General features: G+C 73.7%; 21 protein-coding genes and 1 pseudogene. 6 read left to right on the top strand and 16 right to left on the bottom strand.

Features of this window, described 5'->3' with window-relative positions; translation table 11 throughout:
- The first annotated feature begins 7 nt into the window (after nt 1–7).
- The 5 genes from OG373_RS28425 to OG373_RS28405 all read left to right on the top strand — a co-directional run bounded on the left by OG373_RS28425 (nt 8) and on the right by OG373_RS28405 (nt 5,880).
- The gene (locus OG373_RS28425; RefSeq protein ID WP_405441137.1) at nt 8–1,153 is read left to right on the top strand and encodes an ADP-ribosylglycohydrolase family protein; all 1,146 of its coding nucleotides are present in this window, start codon (nt 8–10) and stop codon (nt 1,151–1,153) included.
- 362 nt (nt 1,154–1,515) lie between these two features.
- Entirely contained in the window at nt 1,516–2,970 is a 1,455-nt protein-coding gene (locus tag OG373_RS28420; protein WP_405444227.1) for an ADP-ribosylglycohydrolase family protein, read from the top strand.
- A complete protein-coding gene (gene rbsK / locus OG373_RS28415; protein WP_397735085.1) occupies nt 2,967–3,878 on the top strand; it encodes a ribokinase in 912 nt (303 codons plus the stop codon). Before OG373_RS28420 ends, rbsK begins: the two co-directional genes overlap by 4 nt.
- Nucleotides 3,875–5,068, top strand: a complete 1,194-nt coding sequence (locus OG373_RS28410) for a CaiB/BaiF CoA transferase family protein (protein ID WP_405441135.1) — start codon at nt 3,875–3,877, stop codon at nt 5,066–5,068. Before rbsK ends, OG373_RS28410 begins: the two co-directional genes overlap by 4 nt.
- Nucleotides 5,065–5,880, top strand: a complete 816-nt coding sequence (locus OG373_RS28405; protein ID WP_405441134.1) for an HpcH/HpaI aldolase/citrate lyase family protein — start codon at nt 5,065–5,067, stop codon at nt 5,878–5,880. The genes OG373_RS28410 and OG373_RS28405 overlap by 4 nt, the downstream gene beginning before the upstream one ends.
- 175 nt (nt 5,881–6,055) lie before the next feature.
- Here OG373_RS28405 and lgt read toward each other — a convergent pair whose 3' ends face one another.
- The 11 genes and pseudogenes from lgt to hisI form a co-directional block, all read right to left on the bottom strand.
- Nucleotides 6,056–7,084, bottom strand: a complete 1,029-nt coding sequence (gene lgt, locus OG373_RS28400) for a prolipoprotein diacylglyceryl transferase (protein ID WP_397735304.1) — start codon at nt 7,082–7,084, stop codon at nt 6,056–6,058.
- A 313-nt stretch (nt 7,085–7,397) separates the two neighbouring features.
- Nucleotides 7,398–8,180 (bottom strand): annotated as a pseudogene (locus OG373_RS28395) (DsbA family protein); the annotation flags it as partial.
- A 95-nt stretch (nt 8,181–8,275) separates the two neighbouring features.
- On the bottom strand, nt 8,276–9,103 hold the full coding sequence (gene trpA / locus OG373_RS28390; RefSeq protein ID WP_398666546.1) for a tryptophan synthase subunit alpha: 828 nt from the start codon (nt 9,101–9,103) through the stop codon (nt 8,276–8,278).
- Nucleotides 9,100–10,371: a tryptophan synthase subunit beta gene (gene trpB, locus OG373_RS28385; protein WP_189963440.1), complete on the bottom strand. Its 1,272-nt coding sequence runs from the start codon at nt 10,369–10,371 to the stop codon at nt 9,100–9,102. Before trpB ends, trpA begins: the two co-directional genes overlap by 4 nt.
- 205 nt (nt 10,372–10,576) lie before the next feature.
- Complete coding sequence (gene trpM / locus OG373_RS28380; protein WP_405441131.1) at nt 10,577–10,801, bottom strand: tryptophan biosynthesis modulator TrpM; 225 nt, start codon at nt 10,799–10,801, stop codon at nt 10,577–10,579.
- Between the two features lie 9 nt (nt 10,802–10,810).
- The gene (trpC, locus tag OG373_RS28375; protein WP_030385535.1) at nt 10,811–11,620 is read right to left on the bottom strand and encodes an indole-3-glycerol phosphate synthase TrpC; all 810 of its coding nucleotides are present in this window, start codon (nt 11,618–11,620) and stop codon (nt 10,811–10,813) included.
- Nucleotides 11,621–11,792: 172 nt separating this feature from the next.
- Nucleotides 11,793–12,302 carry a DUF2752 domain-containing protein gene (locus tag OG373_RS28370; RefSeq protein WP_405441130.1) on the bottom strand — a complete coding sequence of 170 codons (510 nt, stop codon included), beginning with the start codon at nt 12,300–12,302 and terminating at the stop codon, nt 11,793–11,795.
- A 50-nt stretch (nt 12,303–12,352) separates the two neighbouring features.
- Nucleotides 12,353–12,604, bottom strand: a complete 252-nt coding sequence (locus tag OG373_RS28365) for an HGxxPAAW family protein (RefSeq protein ID WP_052872597.1) — start codon at nt 12,602–12,604, stop codon at nt 12,353–12,355.
- A 112-nt stretch (nt 12,605–12,716) separates the two neighbouring features.
- The gene (locus tag OG373_RS28360) at nt 12,717–13,403 is read right to left on the bottom strand and encodes a TIGR02234 family membrane protein (RefSeq protein ID WP_405441129.1); all 687 of its coding nucleotides are present in this window, start codon (nt 13,401–13,403) and stop codon (nt 12,717–12,719) included.
- Nucleotides 13,404–13,417: 14 nt separating this feature from the next.
- The gene (locus OG373_RS28355) at nt 13,418–14,908 is read right to left on the bottom strand and encodes an anthranilate synthase component I (RefSeq protein WP_189963447.1); all 1,491 of its coding nucleotides are present in this window, start codon (nt 14,906–14,908) and stop codon (nt 13,418–13,420) included.
- Nucleotides 14,909–14,923: 15 nt separating this feature from the next.
- Nucleotides 14,924–15,292, bottom strand: a complete 369-nt coding sequence (gene hisI / locus OG373_RS28350; RefSeq protein ID WP_397735072.1) for a phosphoribosyl-AMP cyclohydrolase — start codon at nt 15,290–15,292, stop codon at nt 14,924–14,926.
- Nucleotides 15,293–15,383: 91 nt separating this feature from the next.
- Between hisI and OG373_RS28345 the strand changes: the two genes are divergently transcribed.
- Nucleotides 15,384–16,016, top strand: a complete 633-nt coding sequence (locus OG373_RS28345; protein WP_397735070.1) for a TIGR03085 family metal-binding protein — start codon at nt 15,384–15,386, stop codon at nt 16,014–16,016.
- 464 nt (nt 16,017–16,480) lie between these two features.
- On the opposite strand, the gene hisF is transcribed toward OG373_RS28345, so the two are convergent.
- Genes hisF through OG373_RS28320 form a run of 5 tightly spaced genes read right to left on the bottom strand, consistent with a single transcriptional unit; the run spans nt 16,481 to nt 19,167 of the window.
- A complete protein-coding gene (hisF, locus tag OG373_RS28340) occupies nt 16,481–17,236 on the bottom strand; it encodes an imidazole glycerol phosphate synthase subunit HisF (RefSeq protein WP_397737548.1) in 756 nt (251 codons plus the stop codon).
- On the bottom strand, nt 17,233–17,625 hold the full coding sequence (locus OG373_RS28335) for a RidA family protein (RefSeq protein ID WP_405441128.1): 393 nt from the start codon (nt 17,623–17,625) through the stop codon (nt 17,233–17,235). Before OG373_RS28335 ends, hisF begins: the two co-directional genes overlap by 4 nt.
- Nucleotides 17,622–18,353, bottom strand: coding sequence for a bifunctional 1-(5-phosphoribosyl)-5-((5-phosphoribosylamino)methylideneamino)imidazole-4-carboxamide isomerase/phosphoribosylanthranilate isomerase PriA (gene priA, locus OG373_RS28330; protein ID WP_398666564.1), 732 nt, complete (start codon nt 18,351–18,353; stop codon nt 17,622–17,624). Before priA ends, OG373_RS28335 begins: the two co-directional genes overlap by 4 nt.
- A complete protein-coding gene (gene hisH, locus OG373_RS28325; protein ID WP_405441127.1) occupies nt 18,353–19,003 on the bottom strand; it encodes an imidazole glycerol phosphate synthase subunit HisH in 651 nt (216 codons plus the stop codon). Before hisH ends, priA begins: the two co-directional genes overlap by 1 nt.
- Nucleotides 19,000–19,167, bottom strand: a complete 168-nt coding sequence (locus tag OG373_RS28320) for a hypothetical protein (protein WP_030855494.1) — start codon at nt 19,165–19,167, stop codon at nt 19,000–19,002. Before OG373_RS28320 ends, hisH begins: the two co-directional genes overlap by 4 nt.

Below are 19,167 nucleotides of genomic sequence, written 5' to 3'. Positions count from 1 at the left end.
TTCGGACATGACGCTCACGTTGGAGGACCGGGCACTCGGAGCTCTCGTCGGAGCCGCCGTCGGCGACGCGCTGGGCGGCCCGGTGGAGGGCTGGACCCCGGACCAGATCGTGGAACGGCACGGCGGCAGGGTGCACGGCATCGTCGGCCCCTGGCACGAGAACTGGCGCACGGCCCGCCCCATCGCGCCGTACCACAAGGGCGACGGGCACGTCACGGACGACACCCTGATGACGCACGCGCTGGTCCGCGTCTACGAGACCGTACGGGACCACCTCGACGCCCATGCGATCGCCGAGCACCTGGTCCCCGACCTGATGTCCACGCCCCGCTGGATCCCCGAACTGGAGGCCGAGGCACTGCCGTTGCAGCGGATCTTCCTCGCCGAGAAGTGGATCGTGACCCGGCTGCACTACGCGCACGTCGACCCCCGCGAGGCCGGCAGCGGCAACATCGTCAACTGCGGCGCGGCGATGTACATGGCGCCGGTGGGCATCGCCAACGCGGGCAATCCGGCGGGCGCGTACGCGGAGGCGCTGGACATCGCCGGTGCGCACCAGTCCTCGTACGGGCGGGAGGCGGCGGGCGTGTTCGCGGCGGCGGTGGCGGCCGCGTGCGTGCCGGGGGCGACGGCCGCCTCCGTGGTGGACACGGCCCTGTCCCTGGCCAAGGACGGTACGCGCGCGGCGATCGCGGCCGTCCGCGAAGCGGCCGCCGGGCACCGGGACTTCGAGTCGGCGCTGGTCCCGCTGCGGGCGGCGGTGACCCCGTACGACTCGGTCGGCCCGGACTACCGCAACCCGTCGCTCGATGCCCGCCGGCCCTCCCGCCTGCACGCCATCGAGGAGCTCCCGATCGCGCTGGGGATGCTGCTGGTCGCCGGCGGGCGGTACGAGAGCGCGGTCCTCGGGGCGGTCAACTACGGCCGGGACTGCGACTCCATCGCCACCATGGCGGGGGCGATCGCCGGGGCCCTGGGCGGCGAGGCCGCCGTGCCGGCCGCCTGGGCGAAGCAGGTCGCCGAGGCCAGCCGCCTCGATCTGCACGCCCCGGCCGTGGCCCTGGCCGCGGTGGCCCGGGAGATCTTCGCCCTCGACCGCTCCCGCCGGCGATCGCACGAGTCGGCCTTCGCGGCGATCACGGCGGACCGGTGACGGGCACCGCCCGGCCGGCCCCGGACGCTCCCGCGCGACCGCCGGCCCTGCGGGAGCCGGTGGCAGACCCGGCGTCCGAGCCCCTGCGGCTCACGTGGGCCCAGCCGGAGGACCTGGTCGGGCACGAGCTGCGCCAGGCGGCCGAGGACGGCCGGGACCCGGCCGCCGCCCTCCGCGCCTGGCTCGCGGCGGGCGGCCACCGCGCCCCGGACCGCGCCGGCGCCTCCCCCACCCCCGCCCCACCGGAACTCCGCGCCCTGGCCACCCGCCTCCTGGACGCCCTGGCCCAGCTCCCGCCCGCCTCCCGAGCCGACGAACCCCAGTCCTGGCCGGCCATCGACGCTGCCTGCCGGACCGGACCGATGCCGGGCGCACACCCGACCGACACCGACGGCCGGACCGGCGGGCCGGGGCGGGAGCCGCAGCCGGCCGGCCGCGCAACCGCCGCTCCCGGGGACCGGGCCGTCCCGGCCCGCACCGCGCAGTCCCCGCCCACAGGGCGCAATCCCCGTCCCCCTGCCGAACCCCCGAACCGGGCGGCGCACCCGGCCGAAGGCCGGGAGGAACCCCCCGCCCCGGCCCCCGGCCCGCGCCGCGCAGCGAGCACCCGGACCGGCCGGGACACCCGCCACCCGGCGGCACAGCCACCTCCCCGCCCCGACGGCCGGACCCACGAGCCGCAGCCGGGCACCGGGCACACGGCCCCGCCCGCCCGGCCCGCGGGGCGGGAGGCACTGCCGCGGACCGGGGTGGAAGCCGCCCGGCTGCGGGCCCGGCTGGAAGCCGCGTGGGTGGGGCGGGCCGTCGGGTGTCTGCTCGGCAAGCCCGTCGAGAAGCTGCCGCTCGCCGGTATCCGCGCCCTCGCCCGCGCCGCGGGCAACTGGCCGCTGAACGACTGGTTCAGCGCACGCGGCGTACCGCCGGAGGTGCTCGCCGCGTACCCGTGGAACCGCCGCTCCGCCCCCACCTCCCTCGCCGAGAACATCGACGGCATGCCCGAGGACGACGACCTCAACTACCCCCTCCTCGGGCTGCTCCTGCTCCAGCGGCACGGCAAGGCCTTCACCACCGCCGACGTCGCCCGCCTCTGGCTCGACGAGCTGCCGGCCGGCCGGACCTTCACCGCCGAGCGCATCGCCTACCGCAATCTCCTCCTCGGACTGGAACCCCCCGCCACCGCCACCCACCACAACCCCTTCCGCGAGTGGATCGGCGCGCTCATCCGCGCCGACGTCCACGGCTGGACCAACCCCGGCGACCCGGCCGCCGCCGCGGCCCAGGCCTACCGGGACGCCGCCCTGACCCACACCGGCAACGGCATCTACGCCGCCCTCTTCGTCGCCGCCGCCACCGCCACCGCCGCCACCGGCCGGGCGGACGTCCACACCGCGCTGCGGGCCGGGCTGGCCGCCGTACCGCCCCGCTCCCGCCTCGCCGAGGCCGTCCGCTGCGGAATCCGGACGGCCGGGCAGGAAGCGGACTTCGATCTCGTCGTCGACCGGCTGCACGCCCGCTACGGGCACTACCACTGGGTCCACGCCGTCCCCAACACGGCCCTGATCGCCGCCGCCCTCACCCACGCCGACGGGGACTTCACCCGCTCCGTCTGCCGCGCCGTGTCCGGCGGCTGGGACACCGACTCCAACGGGGCCACCGCCGGCGCCCTGGCCGGACTGCTCGCCGGTTCCGCGGACGCCCTCCCGCACCGCTGGACCGCACCGCTCGGGAACCGCCTGGCCACCACCGTCCCCGGCTTCGACGGCATCGGCTTCGACACCCTCGCCCATCTCACCGCACAGGAGGCAGCACGCTCATGACGGCCATCGCCGTGCTCGGCAGTACGAACATGGACCTCGTCGCCTACGTCCCCAAGGCCCCCCGCCTCGGGGAGACCGTCACCGGCCGCGCCTTCCGCACGGTCCCCGGCGGCAAGGGCGCCAACCAGGCCGTCGCCGCCGCCCGCTGCGGCGGGCAGGTGGTGATGATCGGCGCGGTCGGGGCGGACGAGTTCGGCGTACGGCTGCGCTCCGCGCTCACCGCGGCCGGGGTCGACACCGCCCCCCTGCGCACCGTCGAGGGGGCCAGCGGCACCGCACACATCACCGTGGACGACGAGGGCGGCAACAGCATCATCGTCATCCCCGGCGCGAACGCCGCCGTCACCGGCCTGGAGGCGGGGGACGAGGCGCGGATCGCCGCCGCCGGATCCCTGCTCCTCCAGCTCGAACTCCCCCTCTCCGCCGTCCTCGCCGGAGCACGCGCCGCCCGCGCACGCGGCGTCCGTACGGTTCTCACCCCGGCCCCCGCCCAGTCACTGCCCGCCGAACTGCTCGCCGCCACCGACCTCCTCGTCCCGAACGAGCACGAGGCCGCCGCCCTCACCGGCCTCACCGACCCCCTCCAGTGCGCCGAGGCCCTGCTGGCCGACGTGCCCGAGGTGGTGATCACCCTCGGCGCGGCCGGGGTCCTGTACGCCGCCCGCGGCAGGGATCCGCTGACCGTGCCCGCGCCCCGGGTCAGGGCGGTGGACACCACCGCCGCCGGGGACACCTTCGTCGGCGCCCTCGCCGTGGCCCTCGGCGAGGGCCGTCCGATGCCCGGGGCGCTGCACTGGGCCTCGGCGGCGGCCGCGCTCTCCGTGCAGCGCCACGGCGCCCAGGACTCGATGCCGACCCGCGCCGAGACCGACGCCTTCGCCGCGGCGCGGCCCGGAGCCGCCTCGTGACGACCACCGGGCCGCTGGAAGGGCTCCGCGTGCTCGACCTCGCCACGCTGTTCGCCGGGCCGCTGGCCGCCACCCTGCTCGGGGACTTCGGCGCCGAGGTCGTCAAGGTCGAGCACCCCGGCCGCCCCGACCCCTCGCGCGGCCACGGCCCCGCCAAGGACGGCATCGGCCTGTGGTGGAAGCTGCTCGGCCGGAACAAGCGGACGATGACCCTCGACCTGTCCGCACCGGGCGGCCGGGACACCCTGCTGCGGCTGGCGGCCACCGCCGACGTGGTCATCGAGAACTTCCGCCCCGGCACCCTGGAGAAGTGGGGGCTTGGCTGGCCCGAGCTGTCCGCGGCCAACCCGCGCCTGGTCCTGGCCCGTGTCACGGCCTTCGGCCAGCACGGCCCGTACGCGCACCGCCCGGGCTTCGGCACCCTCGCCGAGGCGATGAGCGGATTCGCCGCGATCACCGGGGAGCCGGAGGGGCCGCCGACCCTGCCGCCCTTCGGGCTCGCCGACTCGATCGCCGCGCTGACCTGCGCGTACGCGGTGATGACCGCCCTCGCCGGGCGGGACCGCACCGGGCACGGACAGGTCGTGGACCTGGCGATCGTCGAGCCGATCCTCACGGTGCTGGGCCCGCACCCGCTCTGGTACGACCAGCTCGGCTACGTCCAGCCCCGCACCGGCAACCGTTCCACCAACAACGCCCCCCGCAACACCTACCGCAGTGCCGACGGGCGCTGGCTGGCGGTCTCCGCCTCCGCGCAGTCCATCGCCGAACGGGTCATGCGGCTGGTCGGCCGGCCCGAGCTGATCGCCGAGCCCTGGTTCGCGACCGGCGCCGGGCGGGCCCGGCACGCGGACGTGCTGGACGATGCGGTCGGCGGCTGGATCGCCCGGCACAAGGCCGAGGAGGTGGTCGCCGCGTTCGAGGACGCGGAGGCTGCCGTCGCGCAGGTCTACGACGTCCGGGACGTGATGGCCGACCCGCAGTTCGCGGCCCTCGACACGGTCACCGAGGTCGAGGACCCGGAGCTGGGCCCGCTCCGCATGCAGAACATCCTCTTCCGGCTCTCCGGCACCCCCGGCGGGATCCGCTGGGCGGGCCGCCCGCACGGCGCGGACACCGAGGAGGTCCTGACCGAGCTCGGCCTGACCGGGGCCGAGATCACCGCACTGCGGACCGAGGGAGCCCTGTGATCCTGACCTGGCTGTACGCGCCCGGCGACCGCCCGGAGGTCGTGGCCAAGGCCCTGGGCTGCGGGGCGGACGCCGTCATCGTCGATCTGGAGGACGCGGTACCGGCCTCACGCAAGGAGTACGCCCGCGCCGCGACCGCCGATCTGCTGGCCGACCGGCCCCCGGTCCCCGTCCACGTCCGCGTGAACGCCCTGGACTCCCCCTGGGGCGGCGCCGACATCGGTGCGCTGGGCGGGCTGCACGGCCTCGCGGGGCTGCGGCTGCCCAAGATCAACACCCCGGGGCAGATCATCGCCGTCGCCGACCGCACCGGCGGGGTGAGCCTGCACGCCCTGCTCGAATCGGCGGTGGGCGTGGAGCGCGCGTACGAGATCGCCTGCGCGCACCCCGCCCTGCGCGGGCTCTCCCTCGGCGAGGCGGATCTGCGGGCCGACCTGGCCGTCAGCGCGGAGACGGGCCTGGACTGGTGCCGTTCCCGGGTGGTGGTCGCGGCCCGGGCCGCGGGGCTGACGCCCCCGGCGCAGTCGGTGTTCCCCGACATCCGGGACGTGGAGGCGCTGGCCGTCTCCTGCGCCCGGGGCCGCTCCCTGGGCTTCTTCGGCCGGGCGGCGATCCACCCGCGCCAGCTCCCGGTGATCGAACGGGCCTACCTCCCGGCGCCCGAGGAGGTCAGCGCGGCCTCGGAGGTACTGAGCGCGGCGCGGGCCACCCCGGGGGCGCTGGCCCTGCCCGACGGCCGGTTCGTGGACCCGGCGGTCGTGGCCGCGGCACACCGCACCCTCGCCCTCGCCGCCCGCATGGCGGCCCGCTGACCCCGGCCCGCCGCCGGAACCGCCCGCGGCGCCGCGTCCCGGGGCTCCGCCCCGCACCCCGCGACGCGAACGCCGGCGAGGCTGTGTGCGGCTGCGGCCTCCGGGCCGGTCACGGCAGACGCAGCGAGAAGGGGGGTGCCGCGTATGCGGCACCCCCCTTCTCGGGCCCTTCGGGTCAGAGCGTTCCGGATCCCGGGGTACCACCCTCGGCGGGCTGCGCCTTGCGCAGATCGGCCTTGGCGGGCTCGCCCTTGGCCAGAGCGGAAACCTCCGCCTTGGCCTCGGCCCCGTCGGCGGCAGGGTCATCGGTGTCGGAGGACTTGTCCTCGGCCCCCGTGTCCTTCGTCTGCGACGAGGCCGTCTTGCCGCCGTCCTTGCCGCCGGAGGCACCCGTGTCCGGTTCGACGACTTCCTCGCGGCCCGGCCGCAGCTTCGCCGACAGGACCAGGTAGACGACCGCCAGGACGAAGACGACGATCGAGGTCCAGACGTTCAGGCGGAGGCCCAGGATGTGGTGCGCCTCGTCGACGCGCATGTACTCGATCCAGCCTCGGCCGACGCAGTACGCGGCGACGTAGAGGGCGAAGGCCCGCCCGTGGCCGAGCTTGAAGCGGCGGTCGGCCCAGATCACCAGGAAGGCGACGCCGACGCACCACAGCGACTCGTAGAGGAAGGTCGGGTGGTAGGTGCCGGCGTCCCGGTTCGGGCCCGCGGTGATCTCCACCGCCCACGGCAGGTCGGTGGCCCGGCCGTAGAGCTCCTGGTTGAACCAGTTGCCCCAGCGTCCGCAGGCCTGGGCCAGCGCGATACCGGGGGCCAGGGCGTCCGCCCAGGCCGGCAGCGGGATCCCGCGCAGGCGGCAGCCGATCCAGGCACCGACCGCGCCGAGCGCGATGGCGCCCCAGATGCCGAGTCCGCCCTCCCAGATCTTGAAGGCGTCGACCCAGTTGCGGCCCTCGCCGAAGTAGAGCTGGTAGTCGGTGATCACGTGGTAGAGGCGACCGCCGACCAGGCCGAAGGGCACGGCCCACACGGCGATGTCCGCGACCGTGCCCGGCTTTCCGCCGCGCGCGATCCATCGCCTGTTGCCGAGCCAGACGGCGACGAAGACGCCGATAATGATGCAGAACGCGTAGCCGCGGAGCGGGATCGGTCCGAGATGGATCACGCCGGTCGACGGACTGGGGATGTAAGCAATGTCCATGGCAGACATGACGCTACCCTGCCGGGCGGTACGGACCGCAACCCACCCGGCAGGACGAAACCAAATCCAGACATGGAACGGGCCGCGGTCAGTCCCCCGAGGAGCCGTTCGAGGACCGGGTGGAGGAGCCGTTCGCGGTCCCGGTCGAGGTCCCGTTCGAGGTGCCGCCGGATCGGCCCGCGGACCCGGCCGACGACCCGCCGGACGACGCGCCGGAGCCCGTCCGCGAGGCGGACGGCGAGGCCTTGGCCCCGTTCTTCCCCCCGGAACCGGGCGTCGCGCTGCTCGACGGTGACGGCTTCACGACCCCGCCGGCGGCTTCCACCTGCTCCTTCAGCTTCTGCGGGGTCACCTGGTTGGCCTGGTCGGAGAAGATGTCCTTGCCGTTCAGCAGCACGGTGGGCGTGCCCCGGAACTTTCCGGCCCTGAAGGCCTCCTGCGACTTGCCCACCCAGCTGTCGTGGGTGCCGTTCTCGACGCAGGCGCGGAACTCGGGGGTGTCCAGCCCGTCGACCTTGGCGGCGAGCTCCAGCAGCTTGGCGTTCTTGCCGTAGGCGTCGTCGACTTCCTGCGGCTGGTTCTGGAAGAGGACGTCGTGGTACTCGCTGAACTTTCCGGCGTCCTGCGCGCAGGCCGCCGCGTTCGCCCCCTTCAGGGAGCCGCTGCCGCCCATGTTTCCGTCGATGAGGGTGACCAGGTGGTAGTCCACCTTGAGCAGGCCCTTGGCCTCCAGCTCGTGGATGGTCTCCCGGTACTGGTCCTCGAACGCCTTGCAGGCGGGGCAGCGGACGTCCTCCCAGACGGTGAGGGTGGACTTGGCCTCCGGCTTGCCCGTCTGGATGGCGAGCGCGTCCTTGCCGGTGGCCCCGGAGGGGGCGACGACCGGGCCGCCCTTGGCGCTGCTGTCCTTGCCGGTGTTGGCCGCGATCACGCCGACGACGGTCGCCAGGCAGAGGACACCGACCACCGCCGACGCCACGATCAGGGTCCGCCGGCGCTTGTCCCTGGTCTTCTGCCGCTCGCGCTCCGCTTGGAGTCGCTCCCGGGCCGATCGTTTCGTCGCATCGCGGTTCGCACCGTCGTTCTTCTCGCTCACGCTCCGCCAAACGAAGCAGGGAGGCACTCGCGTGCCTCCCTGCTCGCCATTCCACCCGATCGGACTACAGAACCCGATCAGGTGTCCGTTTTGTCTCAGCTCCTGCGTACGCCTTCCGCAAGCTCGCCCGCCAGTGCCCGTACGGCGTCCAGCCCGCTCGGCAGGTCCGGCGCGTCCAGCAGCAGCTTCACGAAGGCCGAGCCGACGATCACGCCGTCGGCGAAGCCCGCGACCTCCTTGGCCTGGAGGGCGTTGGAGACGCCGAGGCCGACGCAGACCGGGAGATCGCTGGTGGCGCGGGTCCGGCGGACCAGATCCGCGGCCTGGTTGCCGACGGACTCGCGGGTTCCGGTGACCCCCATGAGGGAGGCGGCGTAGACGAAGCCGGAGCCGGCCGCCGTGATGGTGGCCAGCCGAGCGTCCTTGCTGCTGGGAGCCACGACGAAGACGGTCGCCAGACCGTGCTTCTGCGCGTGCTCGCGCCACAGGGCGGACTCCTGCACCGGCAGGTCGGGCAGGATGCAGCCGGCGCCGCCCGCCGCCGCCAGCTCGGACGTGAACCGCTCGACGCCGTAGCGGTCGATGGGGTTCCAGTAGGTCATGACCAGGACCGGGGCCCCGGTCGCCTCGTGCGCCTCACGGACCGTGCGGATCACGTCGGCGATCTTGACGCCGCCGCGCAGGGCGATGTCGTCGGCGGTCTGGATGACCGGCCCGTCGAGAACCGGGTCGCTGTGGGGCAGGCCGATCTCGACGACGTCCGCGCCGCCGGCGATGACGGCCTTGACCGCCTCGATGCCGCCGTCGACGGTCGGGAAGCCCGCGGGGAGGTAGGCGACGAGGGCGGCGCGGTCCTCGGACTTCGCCTTGGCGAGGGTGGCGCTCAGCAGCTCGATGTTGCCGCGCCCGTGCGTGGAGGTCACTTGTCGTCCCCCTCGGAGAACTCGTTGTCGGCGACTTCACCGTCGGTGTCGTACAGGTTGAAGTAGCGGGCCGCCGTGTCCATGTCCTTGTCACCGCGACCGGACAGGTTGACGACCAGCAGGCCGTCCTTGCCCAGCTCCCGGCCCAGGTCCAGGGCGCCGGCGAGGGCGTGCGCCGACTCGATCGCCGGGATGATCCCCTCGGTGCGCGAGAGCAGGCGCAGGGCCTGCATCGCCGCGTCGTCGGTGACCGCCCGGTACTCGCCGCGGCCGGAGTCCTTGAGGTAGGAGTGCTCCGGGCCGATGCCCGGGTAGTCCAGGCCGGCCGAGATGGAGTACGGCTCGGTGATCTGGCCCTCCTCGTCCTGGAGGACGTAGGAGCGGGAGCCGTGCAGGATCCCGGGCTCGCCGGCGGTCAGCGTGGCCGCGTGCTCGCCGGTCTCCACGCCGTGCCCGGCGGGCTCGAAGCCCACCAGGCGGACGTCGGCGTCCGGGATGAAGGCGTGGAAGAGGCCGATGGCGTTGGAGCCGCCGCCGACGCAGGCCGCGACGGCGTCGGGCAGCCGGCCGGCGCGCTCCAGGATCTGGCGGCGGGCCTCGACGCCGATGACCCGGTGGAAGTCGCGGACCATGGCCGGGAAGGGGTGGGGGCCGGCGACCGTACCGAAGAGGTAGTGGGTGCGGTCCACGTTGGCGACCCAGTCGCGGAACGCCTCGTTGATGGCGTCCTTCAGCGTCCGGGAGCCGGACTTCACGGCGATGACCTCGGCGCCCAGCATGCGCATACGGGCCACGTTGAGGGCCTGGCGCCGGGTGTCGACCTCGCCCATGTAGATGGTGCAGTCGAGGCCGAAGAGCGCGCAGGCGGTGGCGGTGGCCACGCCGTGCTGCCCGGCGCCGGTCTCGGCGATGACGCGGGTCTTGCCCATGCGCTTGGTGAGCAGCGCCTGGCCCAGCACGTTGTTGATCTTGTGCGAGCCGGTGTGGTTGAGGTCCTCGCGCTTGAGGAAGATCCGGGCGCCGCCGGCGTGCTCGGCGAAGCGGGGCACCTCGGTGAGGGCGCTCGGGCGGCCGGTGTAGTTGACCATGAGGTCATTGAGCTCGGCCGCGAAGGCCGGGTCGCCCTTGGCCTTCTCGTACTCGACGGCGACCTCGTCCACGGCGGCGACGAGCGCCTCCGGGATGAACTTGCCGCCGAAGTCGCCGAAGTAGCCCTCGGCGTTGGGGACGTGACCCTCCGGGTCCGGGATGAAGAACTCGCTGGACATGTCCAGTGCTCCTACGGGTGCGAGATGCGGCGGGTGGATTCACCGTATTGCGCCGCCCGCAAGCGCCGCGCACACCCCGCTGGGGGATGTGTGCGCGTACGGGTGCGGGACGGCCCGCGTCCGGAGCCGACGGCTCGGACGTCAGGCCGTACGGGGACTGCTCGCGGCGCGGTACGTCGGGGTACCGGACCGCGGCGGGCCCTCGTTACAGCGCGTCTCCGCGGCGCCATCGCATGCCGTTGACCTGACCGGGCTCGGAGCCGATCACATAGCGGACCCGCCGCCCGTGCACGCGCCGGGCCGGGGCGCGGCAGCCGCGGGGGCGGCAGCCGCGCGCCAGCGGCGCGTGCGCCGTCGGCACGCCGACCGCGCCGCGGCGGGCTGCCGGGGGCGCGGACTGCGTGCGGACGGAGGGGAGGTAGCGGGCCACGGGTACGGGTCAGCTCCGCCCGTGGCGCAGGGCGGGGTGGGCACCGGCGGCGACGAGGTCGGCCACGGCCGCCTTCGGGTCGCGGCCGGTCACCAGGGACTCCCCGACGAGGACGGCGTCGGCGCCCTCGTTGGCGTAGGCGATCAGGTCGTGCGGGCCACGGATGCCGGACTCGGCGATCTTGACGATGTGGTCCGGGATCTCGGGGACGACGCGCTCGAAGGTGGAGCGGTCGACCTTGAGGTCCTTGAGGTTGCGGGCATTGACGCCGATGATCTTGGCACCGGCGGCGACCGCGCGCTCCACTTCCTCCTCGTCGTGGACCTCCACGAGCGGGGTGAGACCGATGGACTCGGCCCGCTCGATGAGGGAGACGAGGGCCTCCTGCTCCAGGGCCGCGACGATCAGCAGGGCGAGGTCGGCGCCGTACGCGCGGGCCTCCCAGAGCTGGTACGCCGTGACGATGAAGTCCTTGCGCAGGATCGGGATGTCCACGCGGGCGCGGACGGCCTCCAGGTCGGCCAGCGAGCCGCCGAATCGGCGCTGCTCGGTGAGGACGGAGATGACCGCCGCACCGCCCGCCTCGTAGTCGGCGGCGAGCCCGGCCGGATCGGCGATGGCGGCCAGCGCGCCCTTGGAGGGGCTGGAACGCTTGACCTCGCAGATCACCTTGACGCTGTCGCCGCGCAGGGCAGCGACGCCGTCCTTGGCCTGGGGCGCCTTGGCGGCACGCTCCTTGAGCTCGTCGAGGCTCACGCGGGCCTGCCGTTCGGCAAGGTCTTCGCGGACCCCTTCGATGATCTCGTCGAGCACACTCACGCGAGCGGCCCCCTTCCGGGTCGATGACGGTCGGCCGCCTTGCAGACACGTACAACAACAAGGTCGGCATTCAAATGGTATCCGCAGGAGGCGTTGCCCTCCGCACGCGGTTGACGGCGTCCCAGTAACTGGACATTCGGAATCCGTGCTTCATAGGGCCTGCCCAAGGGGCTCAGGGCGCCAGTGCGGAGCCGAAAGAGAGATTTCGGACAAGGACGAAAACCAGTGCCAGTGCCCCGAGCGCCCACCAGTACCTCGGACGCAGCACGATCCTCGGAGTCGGCCCGCCGCGGAACGCGCGAACCAGCCACAGGGCCATGAAACCCGCGAAGACGAAGTAGCCCACGACCGCGAACGCATTCGCCCCGAAAGCAGCGATCAGATCGCCGTGCGCGAAAGCGTGCGCGCTGCGCAGACCTCCGCAGCCCGGGCACAGCACACCCGTCAGCCGGAACAGCGGGCACACCGGGTAGTGGCCGGGTTCGTTGGGGTCGACGGCCCCGACGTACGCGAAGGCGCCGACGACACCGGCCAGGTAGAGGGCCGGGACGGCGAGCCGCCGGGCCCTGGACGGCTGCCCGGCCGGGCCCACGGGCTCCGCGGGCATCGCGGGCACGGGCGCCGGTGACGGCGGGGCATCGGGGGTGCGAGAGGCGTCCACCTGCTGATTCTCTCCGCTCATGACAAAAGGCGCAGCCCGGCGGGGCCGCGCCTTTCGGCTGCTTCGCGCGCTCAGACCTTGGCGGGAACCTTGGAGGCGGCGATGACCTCGGCCAGGTCCTTGTGCGCCGGCTTCGGCGCGCCCATGCCCGCGGCCCGCATCCCGAGACCGACGACACCGCCGAGCGCGACGACGACGAGGCCGGCCCAGAAGCCGAGCGGGTTCGCGATCACCATGAAGGCGCCGGAGATGCAGAAACCGATGAAGGCGATGATGACACCGGTCCAGGCGGCCGGGGTGTGTCCGTGGCTAGTGCCCGCCATGAGTTGCTCCTCGTTGCTCTGTCGCGCTGCTGTGTCGAACGTGCGGTCTGTGTCGAACGCTCGGTGGCCATTGTCCCGTACCGGGCGGCTTCGCCGTCCAGGGGGGGTCGGGTCAGTGGGCCCGGTCGGCGCCCGGGTCGGTGGTCGGGTCCTCGCCGCGGTCCAGAGCCTTCCACAGATCTTCCGGCCGGTCCGGATCCACCGCCGCGGCAGTCCTCGTACGGGGGCTGCCGTCACGCTCGTAGCGGCCTCCCATCGAGGGCCAGCCCCGGCCGAAGCGCAGGGCCAGCAGCCCGGCGGCCAGGATCAGGGCCGCGCCGGCGGCAGTGACGTAGGGCCAGGTCGTCTGGGTCAGTCCGGCCACGTGCGCCGCGCTGTCGGCGGTCGTACGGGCGGCCTGCGCGTCCAGGGCCCGGCGGCCGTCGGCGCCGAAAAGGGCCGACAGGGCCGCGCCGAGGCCGCTGAGCGCCAGCAGCCCCGACACCAGCAGCCGGCTCCTGCCGCGTACGGCGAAGACGGCGACCAGCGCGGCGAGGCCCACGATGGCCAGCGCGGCGGGCAGGCCGGTGACGGCCCGCCCGTCGGCGGTCAGCTGGAGCGAATCACTGCCGATGGCGGCGGTGCCCCGGGCCCAGGTCCGGCCGGAGGCGAGCAGGACGACGGTCGCACCGAGTGCGCCGAGCAGCAGGGCGACGGCCACGCTGCGGCGGCCGCCGCTGCGCTCGCGCGCCTCGGGCTCGGCGTCGGCGTCGGCATCGGCATCGGTTCGGGGTGGGGGTACGGCACTCACATACCCCACTATCCCTTACGCCCTCAGGAGCCGTGGAGGCGGTTCGCCGCTCCCACCGCGCGCAGCACGGCGGCCGCCTTGTTCCGGCACTCGTTGTCCTCCAGCTCGGGCACCGAGTCGGCGACGACACCGGCCCCGGCCTGCACGTACGCCGTGCCGTCGCGCAGCAGCGCGGTGCGGATGGCGATGGCCGTGTCGGAGTCGCCGGCGAAGTCCAGGTAGCCCACGCAGCCGCCGTAGAGACCGCGGCGGGAGGGCTCCAGCTCCTCGATGATCTGCATGGCGCGGGGCTTGGGCGCGCCGGAGAGGGTGCCGGCCGGGAAGCAGGCGGTGAGCACGTCGAAGGCGGTCTTCCCCTCGGCCACGCGCCCCGTCACGGTGGAGACGATGTGCATGACGTGGGAGTAGCGCTCGATCGACATGAAGTCGACGACCTCCACCGATCCCGGCTCGCAGACCCGGCCGAGGTCGTTGCGCCCCAGGTCGACGAGCATCAGGTGCTCGGCGCGCTCCTTGGGGTCGGCCATCAGCTCGTCGGCGAGGTCGTTGTCCTCCTGCGGGGTCGCGCCCCGGTGGCGGGTGCCGGCGATGGGGTGGACCATGGCCCGCCCGTCCTCGACCTTGACCAGCGCCTCGGGGCTGGAGCCGACCACGTCGAAGCCGTTCTCGAAGCGGAAGAGGTACATGTACGGGGACGGGTTGGTGGCCCGCAGCACCCGGTAGACGTCCAGCGCGGAGGCGTGGCAGGGGGTCTCGAACCGCTGCGAGGGCACCACCTGGAAGGCCTCGCCGGCCCGGATCCGCTCCTTGATGTCCTCCACAGCCGCCTGGTACTTCTCGCCGCCCCACAGGGCGGAGAACTCGGGCAGCTCGGAGGCGGGGAGCGCGGCCGGGACGTAGGGGGCGGGGCGTGCGAGGTCCGCCTCCATCGCGTCGAGGCGGGCCACGGCGTCGGCGTACGCCTCGTCGACCCCGGAGTCCAGGTCGTTGTGGTTGATGGCGTTGGCGATGAGCTGGACGGTGCCGTCCCAGTGGTCCAGCACCGCGAGGTCGGAGGTCAGCAGCATGGTCAGCTCGGGCAGCTTCAGGTCGTCGCTGCCGTGCTCGCCGATGCGCTCCAGGCGGCGCACGATGTCGTAGCCGAGGTAGCCGACCATGCCGCCGGTGAAGGGGGGCATGGCGCCCGCGAGGTCGCGGGGGGTGTGCAGGGCCTCGACGGTGGCGCGCAGGGCGTCGAGCGGGTCGCCGTCGGTGGGTACGCCGACGGGCGGGGTGCCGATCCAGTGCGCCCGGCCGTCCCGGGCGGTCAGGGTGGCGTCGCTGCGGACCCCGATGAAGGAGTACCGGGACCAGGAGCGGCCGTTCTCGGCGGACTCCAGGAGGAAGGTGCCGGGGCGTTCGGCTGCCAGCTTGCGGTAGAGCCCGACGGGGGTGTCCCCGTCGGCCAGCAGCTTGCGGCTCACGGGGATGACGCGGCGGTCGGCCGCGAGCTTGCGGAACGTCTCAAGATCCATTTCGGGGGACCCTACCTAGTCGGCTGCGCGGAGGAGGACATCGTCGTCGAAGCAGGTGCGTGCCCCGGTGTGGCAGGCCGCTCCGACCTGGTCCACCCGGACGAGCACAGTGTCGGCGTCGCAGTCGAGCGCGACGGACTTCACGTGCTGGAAGTGGCCGGAAGTATCCCCCTTCACCCAGTACTCCTGGCGGCTGCGGGACCAGTAGGTGCAGCGGCCGGTGGTCAGGGTGCGGTGCAGGGCCTCGTCGTCCATCCAGCCGAGCATGAGCACCTCACCGGTGTCGTACTGCTGGGCGATGGCCGGGACCAGGCCGTCCGCGGAGCGCTTGAGGCGCGCGGCGATGGCGGGATCGAGGTTGCCGGGGCGGGGGGACGTACTCATGCAGCCATTGTGCCGGGCCCGGATGGGCGGAATGATCCATGTCCGCCTGATGAGCGGGCCCTCAGCGTGTTCCGGCCGTAGGCTGGCCCGCATGTCTACCCATGCGAAGCGTGAACGCCTGCTGCTGGCGGACCTGTTGGAAGCGGCGGGCCCGGAGGCCCCCACGCTGTGCGCCGGCTGGACCTGTCGGGACCTGGCCGCGCACGTGGTGGTGCGGGAGCGGCGGCCCGACGCGGCGGGCGGCCTGCTGCTGAACGTGCTGAAGGCCCGCCTGGACAAGGCGATGGAGGAGTACGCGGCCAAGCCCTACGAGGAACTGCTCCAGTTGATCAGGACCGGCCCGCCGAGGATGTCGCTGTACGCGCTGAAGCAGATCGACGAGGCGGCGAACGCGGTGGAGTTCTACGTGCACGCGGAGGACGTCCGGCGCGCCCAGCCGGACTGGTCCCCGCGGGAACTGGACCCGGTCTTCTCGGACACGCTGTGGTCCCGGCTGGAGAGGCTGGCCCGTCTGACGGGCCGCCGCTCGCCGGTGGGCCTGGTGCTGAGGCGCCCGGACGGGCGGACCGTGGTGGCCCACAAGGGCGCGCCGGTGGTCACGGTGACGGGGGAACCGGGGGAGCTGACGCTGTTCTGCTTCGGCCGCCAGGACGCTGCCGCTGTGGCGCTCGACGGGGAGAAGGAGGCCGTCGCCAAACTGACGGTGGCAGCCCTGGGCCTCTGACCCGGGTGCGGGCGGTTCCCCGCCTGCGGCCCGGTGGCCGCGCCCTTGCCCTGGCCGGGCGGTGCGGGTTCCGTCCCGCCTGCGGCCCGGTGGCCGCGCCCTTGCCCTGGCCGGGCGGTGCGGGTTCCGTCCCGCCTGCGGCCCGGTGGCCGCGCCTCAAACGCCGGCGGGGCTGGGTGGTGCCGCCCGGGCGGGGTCGGGTCCGGGGGGGGGGGGGCGGCGCCGCCGGGGGGTGTCTCCTCGGCTTGCGGACCGAGCGGTACGGAGATGCCGGGCGGCCGCGGATCCGCGTCGCCTGCGGGGACACCCCCCGCCGTCGCCACACCCCCACCCCGGCAGACCCGTATCCAGCCCCGCCGGCGTTTGAGGCGCGGGGTCCGGGGCGGAGCCCCAGGGGGCCGGGCCGCGCCCGGAACGGCACCCGCACCCGGGAACCGCATCCGGCAGCCCCGAGTGGGAACGGACTAGCGGACCGGGTGGCCCGCTTCGCGGAGGGCCGTTTTGACTTCGGCGATGCGGAGGTCGCCGAAGTGGAACACCGACGCCGCGAGCACCGCGTCGGCCCCCGCCTCGATCGCCGGCGCGAAGTCCGCCAGCCGGCCCGCGCCGCCCGAGGCGATCACCGGGACCGTGACGTGCCTGCGCACCGCCGCGATCATCTCGGTGTCGTAGCCGTCCTTCGTGCCGTCCGCGTCCATCGAGTTGAGCAGGATCTCGCCCGCACCCAGCTCCGCGGCCCGGTGCGCCCACTCGACGGCGTCCATGCCGGTGCCCCGGCGGCCGCCGTGCGTGGTGACCTCGAAGGTCCCCTCGGCCGTGCGGCGCGCGTCCACGGACAGGACGAGGACCTGCCGGCCGAAGCGCTCCGCGATCTCCTGGATGAGCTCGGGGCGGGCGATGGCGGCCGTGTTCACGCCCACCTTGTCCGCTCCCGCGCGAAGGAGTTTGTCCACGTCGTCGGCGGTGCGGACGCCGCCGCCCACCGTGAGCGGGATGAAGACCTGCTCGGCGGTGCGGCGCACCACGTCGTACGTGGTCTCGCGGTTCCCGGAGGACGCCGTGATGTCGAGGAAGGTCAGCTCGTCGGCGCCCTCGGCGTCGTACAGCTTGGCCATCTCCACCGGGTCGCCCGCGTCGCGCAGGTTCTGGAAGTTGACGCCCTTGACGACCCGGCCGTTGTCCACGTCCAGGCAGGGGATCACGCGTACGGCGAGGGTCATGCGGTCACCGCCCTGAACGCCTCGACCTCCACCTCGACGACCATGCCGGGGTCGACGAAGCCGGAGACGATGAGCATGGTCGCGGCGGGCCGGACCGCGTCGAAGAGCTGCTTGTGGGCGCGGCCCACCTCTTCGACGTCCCGGGCGTGCGTGAGGTACATCCGGGTGCGGACGACGTCCTCGGGGCCGAGGCCGGCCTCGGCGAGGGCCTTGAAGGCGACCTCGAAGGCCTTGACCGCCTGGTCGTACGGGCCGCCCGCATCGGCGGCGGTGCAGCCGGAGACCAGGACCAGGCCGTTGGAGAGGGCCACGGCGCGCGAGTAGCCGATGACGTCCTCGTAGGCGCCGCCGGAGGAGATTCGGCGGACGTCGGTGGAGGGGTTGCTCATGCGGAGACCACCTTCAGGGCTTCTTCCAGGGTGAAGGCCTTGGCGTACAGGGCCTTGCCGACGATCGCGCCCTCGACGCCCAGCGGGACCAGTTCGGACAGGGCCCGCAGGTCGTCGAGCGAGGAGATGCCGCCGGAGGCGACGACGGGCCGGTCGGTGGCGGCGCAGACGTTCTTCAGCAGCTCCAGGTTGGGGCCGGTCAGCGTGCCGTCCTTGCCGATGTCGGTGACGACGTACCGGGCGCAGCCCTCGGAGTCCAGGCGGGCGAGGGTCTCGTAGAGGTCGCCGCCCTCGCTGGTCCAGCCGCGGCCCTTGAGGGTGGTGCCGCGGACGTCGAGGCCGACCGCGATCCGGTCGCCGTGCTCGGCGATGGCCCTGGCGGCCCACTCGGGGGTCTCCAGGGCGGCGGTGCCCAGGTTGACCCGGGTGCAGCCGGTGGCGAGGGCCGCGGCGAGCGTGGCGTCGTCGCGGATGCCGCCGGAGAGCTCGACCTTGATGTCCATGGCGCCGGTGATCTCGGCGACCAGGGCGCGGTTGTCGCCGGTGCCGAAGGCGGCGTCCAGGTCCACCAGGTGCAGCCATTCGGCGCCGGAGCGCTGCCAGGCGAGGGCCGCCTCCAGCGGGGAGCCGTAGGAGGTCTCGCTGCCGGACACCCCGTGCACGAGGCGGACGGCCTGTCCGTCGCGGACGTCGACCGCGGGCAGGAGTTCGAGCGTGGGTGCGGTCATCACAGGGTCTCGATCCAGTTGGTGAGGAGCTGGGCGCCGGCGTCGCCGGACTTCTCGGGGTGGAACTGCGTGGCCCACAGGGCCCGGTTCTCCACCGCCGCCACGAAACGCTCGCCGTGGGTGGCCCAGGTGACCTTGGGGGCGCGGATCAGCGGGTTGGTGATTTCGAGGGTCCAGTCGCGCGCCGCGTAGGAGTGCACGAAGTAGAACCGGGCGTCGGCGTCCAGGCCCTTGAAGGCCTGGCTGTCGGCGGGGGCCTCGACGGTGTTCCAGCCCATGTGGGGGACGATCGGGGCCCTGAGCGGGCCGACCGTGCCGGGCCACTCGTCCAGGCCCTCGGTCTCGACGCCGTGCTCGATGCCGCGCTCGAAGAGGATCTGCATGCCGACGCAGATGCCCATGACCGGGCGGCCGCCGGAGAGGCGGCGGCCGATGATCCAGTCGCCGCGGGCGTCCTTGAGGCCCTTCATGCAGGCCGAGAAGGCGCCGACGCCGGGGACCAGGAGCCCGTCGGCGTCCATGGCCTTGTCGTAGTCGCGGGTGATCTCGACGTTCGCCCCGACGCGGGCGAGGGCCCGCTCGGCGGAGCGTACGTTTCCGAAGCCGTAGTCGAAGACGACGACGTTCTTGGTGGGGCGGACTGCGCTCATTCCCAAATTCCCTGGATTCGCAGGACTCCTGCGGCGAGGCACATCGCGGAGGCGAGGGCCAGCAGGATGATGACCGACTTGGGCATCTGCTGCTTCTGGAAGGAGTAGACGCCCCCGGCCAGGAACAGGCCGAGGACGATCAGGATGGTGTTCAGGCCGTTCAC

It is taken from the genome of Streptomyces avidinii (genome assembly GCF_045161815.1).
Taxonomy (GTDB): Bacteria; Actinomycetota; Actinomycetes; order Streptomycetales; family Streptomycetaceae; genus Streptomyces; species Streptomyces avidinii.
This window is presented reverse-complemented; position numbering and strand designations above follow the sequence as displayed.

Coding starts and splice junctions, on each gene's coding strand:
- OG373_RS28425 (WP_405441137.1), top strand. CDS start 8: ATGACGCTCACGTTGGAGGACCGGGCACTCGGAGCTCTCGTCGGAGCC.
- OG373_RS28420 (WP_405444227.1), top strand. CDS start 1,516: ATGCCGGGCGCACACCCGACCGACACCGACGGCCGGACCGGCGGGCCG.
- rbsK (WP_397735085.1), top strand. CDS start 2,967: ATGACGGCCATCGCCGTGCTCGGCAGTACGAACATGGACCTCGTCGCC.
- lgt (WP_397735304.1), bottom strand. CDS start 7,084: ATGGACATTGCTTACATCCCCAGTCCGTCGACCGGCGTGATCCATCTC.
- trpB (WP_189963440.1), bottom strand. CDS start 10,371: ATGTCCAGCGAGTTCTTCATCCCGGACCCGGAGGGTCACGTCCCCAAC.
- OG373_RS28370 (WP_405441130.1), bottom strand. CDS start 12,302: ATGAGCGGAGAGAATCAGCAGGTGGACGCCTCTCGCACCCCCGATGCC.
- OG373_RS28365 (WP_052872597.1), bottom strand. CDS start 12,604: ATGGCGGGCACTAGCCACGGACACACCCCGGCCGCCTGGACCGGTGTC.
- OG373_RS28355 (WP_189963447.1), bottom strand. CDS start 14,908: ATGGATCTTGAGACGTTCCGCAAGCTCGCGGCCGACCGCCGCGTCATC.
- hisI (WP_397735072.1), bottom strand. CDS start 15,292: ATGAGTACGTCCCCCCGCCCCGGCAACCTCGATCCCGCCATCGCCGCG.
- OG373_RS28345 (WP_397735070.1), top strand. CDS start 15,384: ATGTCTACCCATGCGAAGCGTGAACGCCTGCTGCTGGCGGACCTGTTG.
- hisF (WP_397737548.1), bottom strand. CDS start 17,236: ATGACCCTCGCCGTACGCGTGATCCCCTGCCTGGACGTGGACAACGGC.
- OG373_RS28335 (WP_405441128.1), bottom strand. CDS start 17,625: ATGAGCAACCCCTCCACCGACGTCCGCCGAATCTCCTCCGGCGGCGCC.
- priA (WP_398666564.1), bottom strand. CDS start 18,353: ATGACCGCACCCACGCTCGAACTCCTGCCCGCGGTCGACGTCCGCGAC.
- hisH (WP_405441127.1), bottom strand. CDS start 19,003: ATGAGCGCAGTCCGCCCCACCAAGAACGTCGTCGTCTTCGACTACGGC.